At 74.1% G+C, this 12,775-nt stretch carries 7 protein-coding genes and 1 pseudogene; 2 read left to right on the forward strand and 6 right to left on the reverse strand.

The genetic code is table 11. The features are described from left to right. Together AB0K37_RS35090 and AB0K37_RS35095 are read right to left on the reverse strand one after the other, a co-directional pair. A pseudogene (locus AB0K37_RS35090) lies at positions 1 to 609 on the reverse strand (hypothetical protein); the annotation flags it as partial. A gap of 126 nt (positions 610 to 735) precedes the next feature. Then, positions 736 to 4,239: an indolepyruvate ferredoxin oxidoreductase family protein gene (locus AB0K37_RS35095; protein WP_363988502.1), complete on the reverse strand. Its 3,504-nt coding sequence runs from the start codon at positions 4,237 to 4,239 to the stop codon at positions 736 to 738. A gap of 103 nt (positions 4,240 to 4,342) precedes the next feature. On the opposite strand from AB0K37_RS35095, the gene AB0K37_RS35100 reads away from it, so the two are divergent. Further along, positions 4,343 to 4,843, forward strand: a complete 501-nt coding sequence (locus AB0K37_RS35100; RefSeq protein WP_363988504.1) for an Lrp/AsnC family transcriptional regulator — start codon at positions 4,343 to 4,345, stop codon at positions 4,841 to 4,843. A gap of 126 nt (positions 4,844 to 4,969) precedes the next feature. On the opposite strand, the gene AB0K37_RS35105 is transcribed toward AB0K37_RS35100, so the two are convergent. From AB0K37_RS35105 to AB0K37_RS35115, 3 genes are read right to left on the reverse strand one after another with little or no spacing between them, the layout of a single operon-like run. Beyond that, complete coding sequence (locus AB0K37_RS35105) at positions 4,970 to 6,202, reverse strand: GAF domain-containing SpoIIE family protein phosphatase (protein ID WP_363988506.1); 1,233 nt, start codon at positions 6,200 to 6,202, stop codon at positions 4,970 to 4,972. A 16-nt stretch (positions 6,203 to 6,218) separates the two neighbouring features. Beyond that, the gene (locus AB0K37_RS35110; protein WP_363988515.1) at positions 6,219 to 7,313 is read right to left on the reverse strand and encodes an acetate/propionate family kinase; all 1,095 of its coding nucleotides are present in this window, start codon (positions 7,311 to 7,313) and stop codon (positions 6,219 to 6,221) included. Then, positions 7,313 to 9,673 (reverse strand): phosphoketolase family protein, encoded by a 2,361-nt coding sequence (locus tag AB0K37_RS35115; protein WP_363988508.1) that lies wholly within the window; start codon positions 9,671 to 9,673, stop codon positions 7,313 to 7,315. Before AB0K37_RS35115 ends, AB0K37_RS35110 begins: the two co-directional genes overlap by 1 nt. Positions 9,674 to 10,183: 510 nt before the next feature. Between AB0K37_RS35115 and AB0K37_RS35120 the strand changes: the two genes are divergently transcribed. Beyond that, positions 10,184 to 11,506 carry an amidase gene (locus AB0K37_RS35120; RefSeq protein WP_363988510.1) on the forward strand — a complete coding sequence of 441 codons (1,323 nt, stop codon included), beginning with the start codon at positions 10,184 to 10,186 and terminating at the stop codon, positions 11,504 to 11,506. Positions 11,507 to 11,728: 222 nt separating this feature from the next. Here AB0K37_RS35120 and AB0K37_RS35125 read toward each other — a convergent pair. Continuing rightward, on the reverse strand, positions 11,729 to 12,775 hold a 1,047-nt coding region (locus tag AB0K37_RS35125), incomplete at its 5' end, for an AAA family ATPase (protein ID WP_363988513.1).

Consider the following 12,775-nt stretch of genomic DNA (forward strand, 5'->3'; position numbering starts at 1 on the left):
CCGCGAGGGCCTGCTGACCGGCGCCTGAGGCTCGGACGCGCCGGGGGCGACGCAGGCGGCGATGACGGCGCCGAGCGCGCGCACGTCGGCGGTCTCGGCGCCTTCGCCCGCCGGCGCGCGGAGGAGGCCGCCGATGCCGGTGTCGACGACCTTCACGTCGACGCCGGCGTCTCCGTAGGCGAGCACGACCCTGTCCGGCGTGAGGCCGCCGTGCGTCACGCCCGCGGTGTGCGCGGCCTCCAGCGCCCCCGCGATCCGGCCGCACACGGCGGCTGTCTCGGACTCGGCGAGCGGTCCGCGCCGCAGCCGGTCGGCGAGGGTCTCGCCGGCCAGGAACTCGGTCACGACGAAGGACACGAGCCGTCCGGACGCGTCGCGGGTCTGGTCGCTGTCGAAGACCGTCTCCAGCGCGGCGTGGGAGAGCGCGGCGGCGCGGTTCACTCCCTGCCGGAACCTCCGCTGCGGGCCCGCGCCCGCGGGCGCCGGGGCCTTCACCGCGACGGGACGGCCCAGCAGCTCGTCCCAGGCGCGCCAGACCTCCATGGTCCCGCCGTCGTCGAGGCGTTCCACGAGGCGGTAGCGCTCCGTCAGCCGCAGGCCCGATTCCACTGGACGTCACCCTCGTCGCACTCCGGTGCCGGGCGCGGTCCCCGGCTCGCCAGGAGGTACGCGCCGCCGGCCCCGGCGGGTTCGACGGACCCGGCCGGGGCGGCGGCGGCCGCGCTCACCCGGGCGTCACACGCGGCTCGGCGACCGCTCGGCCCGCCACGCGGCGAGCAGCTCGCGCAGGCTCTCCTCGTACCGGGCGATGTTCGCGGTCTTGACGTCCTCGTAACCGCGGATCATGTCCGGCAGCTCGGCGATCCGGACGGCGGCCTCGTGCCGGCCGTCCCCGGCGGCGCCCGCGTCCAGCCCGGCCACCAGCTCGTTCACCACCGCGACGTACCCGGTGACGAGGCGGCGCTCGGCGCGCCGCTGCGCCGTGGCGCCGAACGGGTCGAGCGGGGTGCCGCGCAGCCGCCGCATCGCGCGCAGCGCGCGGAACGCCGGGCGGGCCGTGCGGCCGAGGGCGATCTTCCGGTCCACCCCGACGGCCCGCAGCAGCGGCGGGTGCAGCATGTACGCGACCGTGGAGCCCGGCCCGAACTGCTCCTCGACGCGCCGGGCGAGCTCCGGGTCGAGGTGCAGGCGGGCCACCTCGTACTCGTCCTTGTAGGCCATCAGCTTGTACAGGTTGCGCGCGACGGCGACCGCGAGGCGCCGCCCGCCGGCGCCCGCCGCCTCGTCGGCCCTGGCGACGCGCAGGACCGCGTCCAGGTACCGCTTGGCGAGCGCCAGGTTCTGGTAGGCGGCGAGGTCGGGCACGCGGATCCGCAGGACGCGGGCCAGCTCGCCGTCCACGCCGGACTCGTCGACGAGGTCCATCGCGGCGGACGCCGTCGAGTCCAGCGGGCGCGGCGCGACCCGCGCGGCCGGCTCCGCGGCGTCGTCCCGGCTCTCGGGTTCGAGCACGAGGCGGCGTCCGGCGCGGAACGCCTGGATGTTCGCCTCCACCTGCACGCCGTTCAGCGTGAGGGCCTCCTCGACGGCCTTCGCCGACAGCGGCAGCAGCCCCGCCTGGTAGGCGGCGCCGACCACCACGAAGTTGGCCGTGGTCGTGGCGCCGAACCAGCGCTCGGCGAGCGCGAGGGCGTCGAGCGCGACCAGCCGGTCCGCGCGGGTGCGCTCGGCGATCCGCTTGACCAGCGACGCGCTCGGCGGCAGCGACGCCGAGGTGTCCACGATCATCCGCCCGGTCGGCACCTCGCTGGTCGACACGACCGCGGCGGTCCGGTCCGGCGCGCAGCGGCGCAGGTTGGCCTCGCTCGTCCCGGCCAGGGAGTCGAACACGAGGTAGGCGTCGGCGCCGCCCGCGCCGACCATGCCCGGCCGGTCCAGGTCGGCGGTCCCGATGCGCAGGTGCGACACGACGGCGCCGGCCTTCTGGCTCAGCCCGGTCTGGTCGAGCGCGCGGGCGTGCCGGCCGTCGATGAGGGCCGCCGTGGCCAGCACCTGGTTCACCGTCACGACGCCGGTGCCGCCGATGCCGACGAGCAGCACGTCCGCCGACTCGGGCCGCGTCTCGGGCTCCTCCAGCTCGCCGATCGGCGGCAGGGTCCGCGCCGCCTCGACCTTCTTGCCGGGCAGGACGGTGACGAACGAGGGGCAGTCGCCGTCCACGCAGGAGTAGTCCTTGTTGCAGGACGTCTGGTTGATCTGCGTCTTGCGGCCGAACTCGGTCTCGACCGGCTCCACGCTGAGGCAGTTCGACTTGGTGCCGCAGTCGCCGCACCCCTCGCAGACGGCCTCGTTGATCAGGACGCGGGTCTGCGGGTCGGGGACGAGGCCGCGCTTGCGCTTGCGCCGCGTCTCGGCCGCGCACGCCTGGTCGTACAGCAGCACGGTCACGCCCGGGATCTCGCGCAGCTCCCGCTGGACGGCGTCGAGGTCGTCGCGGTGCCGGACCCGGACGCCGGGCGCCCAGTCCGTCCCGCGCGGGTAGCGGGACGGGTCGTCCGCCACCACCACGATCTTCGCGACGCCCTCGGCGTGCAGCATCCGGGTGATCGCCGCCGGGTCGGCGCCGCCGTCGGCGGCCTGCCCGCCGGTCATCGCCACGGCCGCGTTGTAGAGGATCTTGAAGGTGATGCTGGTGCCGGCGGCGACGGCCTGCCGGACCGCGAGGCTGCCGGAGTGGAAGAACGTCCCGTCGCCGAGGTTCTGGAACATGTGCCCGGTCTCGGAGAACGGCGCCGCGCCCACCCACATCGCGCCCTCGCCGCCCATCTGCGTGGTGCCGATGCCGCGGTCGGTGAACACGGTCATCACGTGGCAGCCGATGCCGCTCGCCGCGATCGACCCGTCCGGGACGACCGTCGACCGGTTGTGGGGGCAGCCCGAGCAGAAGTACGGGGTGCGGGCCGGGGCGAGCAGGTTGATCTGCGGCTTGCGGGGCTTCAGCACCGCGTCGCGCAGGTCCACGTGCTCCTCGCCGACGCGGTCGGCGAGGAGCACGGCGAGGGCCTTCACGAGCCGGTCCGCGTCCAGGCCCCCGTCGGGCGGGACCAGACCGGCGCCGTCCGGGCCGTTCTTGCCGTACACGGCGGGGCGCTCCGGCAGGTCGTACAGGACGTCGCGGATCTGCGTCTCGACGAACGGCCGCTTCTCCTCCACGACGACGATCTCGCGCAGCCCCCGGGCGAACTCCCGGATCCGGTCCGCGTCCAGCGGGTAGATCAGCGCGAGGCGCAGCAGCCGGACGCCCCGGCGGGCCAGGGCATCGTCGTCCAGCCCCAGGCGGTCGAGGGCCTCGCGCAGTTCCACGTAGGTGCGGCCCGCGGCGACCAGGCCGACGACCGCGTCGCCGGCGGCGCCCTCGATCCGGTCGAGCCCGTTGGCGGCGGCGTAGGCCGTCGCGGCCAGCAGGCGGCCCTGGAGGACCTCGGTCTCGATGGCCGTCGTCCCCTGGAGGTCGACGCCCGGCTTGCGGGTCGGCTTCCACGGCCGTCCGCGCCACGCGAACTCCGGGCGGACCGGGTCGGGGACCGGCTCGACGTCCACGATCTCGTGGGAGTCGGCGACGTCCGTCACGAGCTTGAACCCGGTCCACGCCCCGCTGAACCGGGACATCTCGAAGCCGTGCCGCCCGAGGCGCAGCAGGTCGCCCACCGATCCGGGCGCCAGCACCGGCATGAACGCCTCCGCGAGCGCGCCCTCCGTCGCCGACGGCAGCGTGGACGACTTCGCGGACGGGTCGTCGCCCACCACGGCGAGCACTCCGCCGCGCTCCGACGTGCCGAGCCAGTTGGCGTGCTTGAACGCGTCCAGCGACCGGTCCACCCCGGGCGCCTTGCCGTACCAGAGCCCGAACACGCCCTCGAACCGGGGACCTGGCAGGTGCTCGGCGAGCTGCGAACCGTACACGGCCGTCGCCGCCAGCTCCTCGTTCACGCCCGGCACGAACCGGATGTCGTGTTCCTCCAGCAGCTTCGCGTCCCGCGCCAGCTGCTGGTCCAGGCCGCCGAGCGGGGACCCGCGGTACCCGGACACGAAACCGGCGGTCCGCCATCCCCGCCGGGCGTCCGCGCGCCGCTGCTCCAGCAGCAGGCGGACGAGGGCGTGCACCCCGCCGATCGCGATCCGGCCGCGCTCCAGTTCGAGCCGGTCGCGAAGGGGAGAGGAAGAAACGCTGGTGCTCATGCTTGCATTGAGCCGCCTAAGCTGAGCGGAGTGCAAGATGGCTGGACGATAATTGAGCGGATTGCTCAAGTCAGAACCGAGTTACCCGCCGGAGCTGAGCGTTGTGACCCGTACCACTCTCCTCGATCTGCAGATCCTGCGCCGCCTCGTCGAGCAGCCCCGCATCGGCGTCACGGAACTGGCCGCCAAGCTCGGCATCGCCCGCAACACCGCGCACGCCCGCGTGGAGCGCCTCGAACGCGAGGGCGTCATCGGCCACCGCGGCCGCGAGGTCGACCTCGGCGCCATCGGCTTCGAGCTGACGGCCTTCGTCACCCTGGAGGTCGCGCAGGGCCGGCTGCGCGAGGCCGCCGTCGCGCTCTCGGCGATCCCGCGCGTGCTGGAGGTCCTCGGGATCACCGGCCAGGGCGACCTCCTCGTCCGCGCGGTCGCCCCCAACGGCAAGCAGCTCCACGAGGTCATCGACTCGATCCTCGCCTGCCCCGGCGTCCGCCGCAGCACCACCTCGATCGTCCTGACCCACCAGGTCCCGTTCCGCATCGGCCCCCTGCTGGAGGACGAGGAGAAGCGCGCCCGCGCCGCCTCCCGCAAGCCGGCCGACTGACCCCGGGTCGGTGTCTTTGCGGGGGACGCCCCCACGCCCTGTCAGGTTCTTTGTGGGGGGGCGACCCCCCACGCCCCCCGGCAAGAGCAGCCTGATCGGCGCCTTCCGCTACGCTCCAGGCGCCGATCAGGCGCCTCGGGGCTCTGGCGGGACGCGGCGTGCGAGCAGGAGCGCGACGTCGTCCGGGGCCGCCTCGCGGCCGATCAACGCCGACATCACCGCCGCGCCGACCGCCTCGGGAGGCCCGGCGTAGGCCGCCTCGCACAGCCGGTCGATGCCGTCCAGGATCGACTCGTCCCGCCGCTCGATCAGCCCGTCGGTGTAGAAGCAGAGCAGGGCGCCCGGCGGGAGGTCGAGGGTGCGGGTCCGGCGGGGGATGTCCTCGCCCAGGCCGATCAGGACGTCGAACTTCATGTCCACGGACTCGGCGGGGCCGCCCGGCTGCGCGAGGACCGGGGGAGGGTGCCCGGCCGAGGACAGCCGGACCCGGCCGGCGGCGGTGTCGAGCACCGCGTACAGGACGGTCGCCGTCGCCTCGGGTTCGAAGTGCAGCATCTTCCGGTTGAGCTTGTGCAGCACCTCGGCGGGGTCGTCGTTGTCCAGCGCGTAGGCGCGCAGCGCGCTGCGCATCCGGCCCATGACGACGGCCGCCGGGAGCCCGTTGCCCGCGACGTCGCCGATGACGATGCCGATCTCGCCCGAGGGGAGGGTGAACACGTCGTACCAGTCCCCGCCGACGATCGCCTTGCCGGGACGGTAGCGGGCGGCCAGTTCCAGCCCGGGGACCTTCGGGGGCGCGGCCGGCAGGAGGCTGCGCTGCAGCTCCAGCGCGCCGGCGCGTTCGGCGCGGCTGAGCAGCGACTGCACCGCCAGCGCGACGCGGGAGGCTGCGAGCTGGAGGAACTCGGTCTCCTCGGCGGTGAACCGGCGGTGCCTCAGCGTCCCGACGTGCATCACGCCGACCAGCGTCCCCCCGCCGACGAGCGGGACGCCGAGAAGCGAGTGCAGGCCCCGCTGGACGAGCAGCGGGTTGAACACGTTGGAGCTCGGCACGTCCGGCACGTAGACCGGCCGCCGCTCGGCGGCCACGCGCCCGGCGAACCCCTCGCCCACGGGGACGTGGGCGGCCTGGGCGACCTCCTCCTCGATGCCCTTGGCGGCCGTCGCCACGAGGAACCGCTCCTCCCGGTCCAGAAGCAGCACCACGGCCGTGTCGACCTCCAGGACGGCGCGGACGCGGTCGAGGAGGGTGTCGAGCAGCTCGTCCACGTCCATCGCGGCGAACGCCTCGTCGGTGATCGCCTTGATGTTCGCCAGCCTGCGGATCGCGCCCTCCGAAGCGCCCGCCGTGTTCTCCACCTTTACACCTTATGCACTACCTGCCGTGCCGGGCGGGCCCATCCCGTCGCAGGACGCTCCGGACGCCGGTGGCGATCTCCAGGTCCTCGCGGGCCGCCACCACGAGCGTCCGGACGGCGGCGCCGGCGGCGGTGACGTCGGCGTCGCCGTCCGCGTCCGCGTTGCGGTCCGGATCGACCGAGGTCCCGAGGTGGGCGAGGTCCCCGGCCAGCCGCATGCGGACCGCCGGATCGTGCTCGCCGATCCCGCCGGTGAACACGAGGGCGTCGAGCCCGCCGAGCGCGGCGGTCATCGCGGCGGCGCAGGCGCGGAGGCGGTGGTGGTAGACGTCCAGGGCGGCGAGGGCGGTCGCGTCGTGCTCGGCGGCCCGCTCGCGGACCCGGCGCATGTCGCCGGTGCCGGTCAGGCCGCGCAGCCCGGAGTCGCGTTCGAGCGCGTCGTTCACCTCCTCCGGCGCGATGCCGTGCTTGATCAGCCAGAGCGGGATGCCGGGGTCGATGCTGCCCGCCCGCGACGCCATGACCAGCCCTTCGAGCGGGGTGAACCCCATGGTGGTGTCGACCGACCGGCCCCCGGCGACGGCGCACAGGGACGCGCCGGCGCCGAGGTGGCACACCACCATCCGCAGCCCGGCCGGGTCGCCTCCGAGCATCTCGGCGGCGCGCCAGGAGGCGTAGGAGAACGACAGGCCGTGGAAGCCGTAGCGGCGCAGCCCGAACCGCTCGCGCCACTCGCGGGGGAGCGCGTAGGTCGCGGCCGCGTCCGGCAGGGTGGCGTGGAAGGCGGTGTCGAAGCACGCCACGGCCGGGACGTCCGGCAGGACGCCGGAGATCTCGGCCAGGGCGCGCAGGGAGGCGGGCTGGTGCAGCGGCGCGAGGTCGGCGAGCTCGCGGAGCCGCGCGGTGACCTTCTCGTCGACGCGCACCGGCGCGGTGAAGTCGGTCCCGCCGTGGACGAACCGGACGCCGACGGCGTCCGGCCGGGGCAGGTCCGCGACCAGCCCGGCCATCTCGTGGCCGCCGCCGGAGTCCTCGGCGAGGACCGTGTCGTCGGCGTCGAGCAGGCTCACCTTCAGGCTGCTCGACCCGGGGTTGACCGTCAGGACCCGCATCAGTACGGCCACGTCCAGTCGCGGACCTCGGGGGCGTCCTCGCCGTGCTCGCGCGTGTAGGAGCGCAGGAAGAGGCGCTGGTCGGCCATCCGCTGCCGGAGGTGGGCGACGCGGGCGCCGAGGGAGGGGACGCGGTCGATGACGTCCATGACGAGGTGGAACCGGTCGAGGTCGTTCAGCATGACCATGTCGAACGGCGTGGTCGTCGTCCCCTCCTCCTTGTAGCCGCGGACGTGCAGGTTGCCGTGCCCCGTCCGCCGGTAGGTGAGGCGGTGGATGAGGTACGGGTAGCCGTGGAAGGCGAAGATGACGGGCTTGTCGGTGGTGAACAGGGTGTCGAACTCGCGGTCCGACAGGCCGTGGGGGTGCTCGCTGGACGGCTGGAGCCGCATCAGGTCGACGACGTTGACGACCCGGACGCGCAGTTCGGGGAACAGCTGCCTGAGCAGGTCGACGGCCGCGAGCGTCTCCAGCGTCGGGATGTCGCCCGCGCAGGCGAGCACCACGTCGGGGTCGGCGCCGCCGTCGGTGGACGCCCACTCCCAGATGCCGATGCCGCGGGTGCAGTGCGCGATCGCGGCGTCCATCGGCAGCCAGTTCAGCGCGGGCTGCTTCCCGGCGACGACCACGTTGACGTAGTCGCGGGAGCGCAGGCAGTGGTCGCCGACCGACAGCAGCGTGTTCGCGTCCGGCGGCAGGTACACGCGGACGATCTCCGGCTTCTTGTTCAGCACGACGTCGAGGAAGCCGGGGTCCTGGTGGGTGAAGCCGTTGTGGTCCTGCCGCCACACGTGCGACGACAGCAGGTAGTTCAGCGACGCGATCGGCCGCCGCCACGGCAGGCCGCGGGTGACCTTCAGCCACTTCGCGTGCTGGTTGAACATGGCGTCGACGATGTGCACGAACGCCTCGTAGCTGTTGAACAGCCCGTGCCGCCCGGTGAGCAGGTACCCCTCCAGCCAGCCCTGGCACAGGTGCTCGCTCAGCACCTCCATCACCTGGCCGGAGCGCGCCTGGTGCTCGTCGGTCGGCAGCAGCCCGCCCTGGAAGACGCGGTCGGTGGCCTGGAAGACGTCCCCGAGCCGGTTGGACGCCGTCTCGTCCGCGCCCATGATCCGGAAGTTGGACGGGTTGGCCCGCACGACGTCGCGCAGGAACGTCCCGAGCCTGCGGGTGGGCTCGGTCGAGGTGGCGCCGGGCTTGCCGACCTCCACGGCGTAGTCGCGGAAGTCGGGCAGCGCCAGCGGCTTCAGCAGCAGCCCGCCGTTGGCGTGCGGGTTCGCGCTCATCCGCCGGTCGCCCGCGGGCGCGAGGGCCCGGAGCCCGGCCGCCGGGCGGCCCGCCTCGTCGAACAGCTCCTCCGGGCGGTAGGAGCGCAGCCACTCCTCCAGCTGCGCGCGGTGCCCGGCGTCCTCGCACACTCCGGCGAGCGGCACCTGGTGGGAGCGCCAGGTGTTCTCGACCGGCAGCCCGTCCACCTCCTTCGGGCCCGTCCAGCCCTTGGGGGACCGCAGGACGATCATGGGCCAGCGGCGCCGCTCGGACGCCCCGCCCTCCCGGGCGCCGCGCTGGATGTCGGCGATCTCGTCGAGGGCCTGGTCGAGGGCGGCGGCCATCTTGCGGTGCATGGACGCGGGCTCGTCGCCGCTCACGAGGAACGGCCGGTAGCCGTACCCGTCCAGGAGCTGGACGAGCTCCTCCTCGGGGATGCGGGCCAGCACCGTCGGGTTCGCGATCTTGTAGCCGTTGAGGTGCAGGATGGGCAGGACGGCGCCGTCCCGCACCGGGTCGAGGAACTTGGTGGAATGCCAGCTCGCCGCGAGGGGTCCCGTCTCGGCCTCGCCGTCGCCGACGATGCACGCGACCACGAGGTCGGGATTGTCGAAGGCGGCCCCGAAGGCGTGGGCGAGGGAGTAGCCCAGCTCGCCGCCCTCGTGGATGGAGCCGGGCGTCTCCGGTGCGACGTGGCTCGGGATGCCGCCGGGGAAGGAGAACTGCCGGAACAGCCGCCGCATGCCCGCCTCGTCCTGCGACACCTCCGGGTAGACCTCGCTGTAGGTGCCTTCGAGCCAGGCGTTCGCGACCGCCGCGGGCCCGCCGTGCCCCGGGCCCATGATGTAGATCATGTCGAGGTCGCGCGCCCTGATGACGCGGTTGAGGTGGGCGTAGCAGAAGTTCAGGCCCGGCGTGGTGCCCCAGTGCCCGAGCAGCCGCGGCTTGAGGTCCCGCCGTTCGAGCGGCTCGCGGAGCAGCGGGTTGTCCAGAAGGTAGATCTGCCCCACGGACAGGTAGTTGGCGGCTCTCCAGTACGCGTTGATCTGTTGTACTTCGTCGTCGCTCAGGGTGCCCGACTGGGTCATGCGCGTCCTCCGGGTGTTCTCGACCGCCCTGAGGACATCCCGTCCCCACGAACGGGGTTCTCAACCGTCGAAGAGAGCCCATCAGCCCTGTGCCCGCGGGCCTAGGGCCGAACGTCCCGGACGGCCGGAGCGGCGGCGGGCAGGGCGACAGGGGCAGGGCGACAACGAGGCCACGGCGCTCGGCCGTGACCTCGTCCCCCCACCTCGGTGCGACCGCCGCCGGTTACAGGGGCGGTATGCCGGCGCGACGGCGCACGGCCTCCGCCCCGCCCCCCAGCGAACCGGCGGGAGCGTCACCTCCGGGTGCTGGAAGCCTGTCGGCTACTCGTGCGTAGGTTCACGCTTCCCGGCGCGGGGTCGGCGAGCGGCGGGCATGCTGCGGCGAACGGTTGACCGTGAGCGACTAATTAATGACAGAGTGCCACATTGCGCGCGACGACCGGGACGGAAGGGGCGCCGGCGGTCTGAGATGCTACGCAGATCAGTACAGGTAAGCGGCAAGGAGGCGGAATGGGCGGGTTCTTCACCGGACGGACGCTGACCGGGATCGGGCGCGACCTGCGCGCGGGCCGGGAGTCGGCGCGGGGCCTGGTCGCGCGGGTCCTGGAGTCGGTCGACGAGGACCTCAACGCCTTCGTGACCCTGGACGCCGAGGGCGCCGAGGCCGCCGCCCGGTGGGCCGACGAGGAGCTGGCGTCCGGCGTCGACCGGGGGCCGCTGCACGGCGTCCCGGTCGCGGTGAAGGACATCATCGACGTCGCCGGGCTGCCCACCGGCATGGGGTCCGGCCACTACGCCGGGCACGTCGCCGAGGCCGACGCGGCCTGCGTGCGGATGCTGCGGGACGCGGGCGCCGTCATCGTCGGCAAGACCGGGACGCAGGAGTTCGCGTTCGGCGGCAGCGGCGACGTCTCGGTCAACGGCGCGGTCCGCAACCCCCGCGACCGGGAGCGGATGTCCGGCGGTTCCAGCAGCGGCAGCGCCGTCGCGGTCGCCGCGGGCATGGTCCCCCTCGCCATCGGCACCGACACGGGCGGGTCGGTGCGCATCCCGTCGGCGTTCTGCGGGATCGCCGGGTTCAAGCCGCCGCACGGCGCCATCCCGGCCGACGGCGTCTTCCCCCTGTCGCGCTCGCTCGACCACGTGGGCGTCCTCGCCGCCACCGCGGACGACTGCCGCGTCGCCTACCACGCCCTGACCGGGCCGGCGGAGGCCGTCCCGTCCCTCCTGGACGGCCCGGCCGGCGACGGCACCGGAGGCACGGCGTACGGGCGCGTCGCCTGGATCGAGCCGCCGGCGTGCGACCCCGAGGTGGAGCGGCGCGTCCGCGCCCTGTTCCCGGACGCGCCGTCCGAGCGGATCGACTTCGCCGGGCTCCGGCAGGTGTTCCTCGCGATCGAGTACAGCGAGGCGTACGACGTCCACGCCGAGCGGGTCGCCGAGGCGCCCGGCCGGTACCAGCCGGCGACGCTGGCCCGCCTGGAGGAGGCGGCCCGGATGCCGGGCTGGCGGCTCGTCCGGGCGCTGCGCGAGCGGGACCGGTACGCCGAGGAGATCGCCGGGCTGCTGGACCGCTACGACCTGCTGGCCATGCCCACCATGCCGATCCCCGCGCCCCGGATCGGCGCGACCGAGGTCGGGCTCGGCCCGCTCACCGCCCTGCTGGTCAGCCTCACCTCGCCGTGGAACGTGCTAGGGCTGCCCGCCCTGTCCGTTCCCGCCGGAACCGTCCCGGCGGACGGCGGCGGCGAGCTGCCGGTCGGGGCGCAGCTCGTCACCCGCCGGGGAGCGGAGGAGCTCCTGTTCACCGCCGCCGAACACCTCGCCACCTGACCAGGGCCGCGCCCAGGACGGGTTTCGAAGTGGCCTCGGCCAAGCGCGCGAACGCGTGACCTGCCCGGTGGAGCGAAGCCGGAGGCGAGCGGAACCGGGCAGATCGCGAAGCGATGCCGCGTTCGCCAAGGCCAGGGCACGTAGCGAGCCGCCAGGCGAGCGAAGTGGGCCGGGACTTCGAAAACACAGCCGCCAGGCGAGCGAAGTGGGCCGGGGCCTTGCCTACAGGTAGAGGCCGAAGAACTCCTCGGGGTGGTCCAGCAGCGGGGGCAGGTCGTCGGCGGTCAGCGTGACCAGTTCCTCCCTGGTCGGGGTCGCCCGCTCGCCGCCCTTGTCCCTGCCGCCGCCCTTCTTCGCCGCCGTCCCCTCCGCGAGGGCGACGGCGGCGGAGGCGACGCGGTCGGCCTGGTTCGCGACGGCCACGTCCAGCATGTTGCGCATCAGGCGGCCGTTGCCGAAGGACGGGCCGCGGGGCGCGCGGCGCAGCATCGAGCGCAGGACGTCCTCGGTGCCGGGGGCCAGCTCGAAGCCGTCGGCGGCGGCGAGCCGGCCGAACACCGTGATCAGCTCGTCGTCGTCGTAGTCGGGGAAGTGGATCTGCTTGGGGAACCGGGAGTCAAGGCCGGGGTTGGCGGCGAGGAACTCGGCCATCTCCTGCTGGTAGCCGGCCACGACCACGACGAGGTCGTCGCGGTGGTCCTCCATCAGCTTGACCAGCTCGGCGATCGCCTCGTGCCCGTAGTCGCCCTTCAGCGGCGACTGCGTCAGCGTGTACGCCTCGTCGATGAACAGGACGCCGCCGACCGCGCGCTCCACCAGGCGGCGCGTGCGGGGCGCGGTCTGCCCGATGTACTCGCCGACGAGGTGAGCGCGGGACGCCTCCACCAGGTGCCCGGACGACAGGACGCCGAGCCGCTTGTAGATGCGGCCGAGCAGCCGGGCCACCATCGTCTTGCCGGTGCCCGGGTTGCCGGTGAACACCATGTGCCGGGTCGGCGGCGTGATCCGGAGGCCCGACTCGCTGCGCAGCCGCGCCGCCTGCGTCCCGGCGACGAGCAGGGCGATCTCGTGCTTGACGCCCTCCAGGCCGGTGAGCTCGCGCAGCTCGGCCAGCGGGTCGCCGACGGCCTGCGCGGTGTCGAGTGCGGCCGGAACGTCCTGCTTGCGGACGACCGGCGCGGCGCCCGCCGCGTCGGGGCCGAGATGAAGGGCTTGCGTCCGCTGGCGGGCAGCAGGCCGGCGAGCGCCTCCTGCTTCGCGGCGACCGCC

Source organism: Actinomadura sp. NPDC049753 (assembly GCF_040674655.1).
Classification (GTDB): Bacteria; Actinomycetota; Actinomycetes; order Streptosporangiales; family Streptosporangiaceae; genus Spirillospora; species Spirillospora verrucosospora.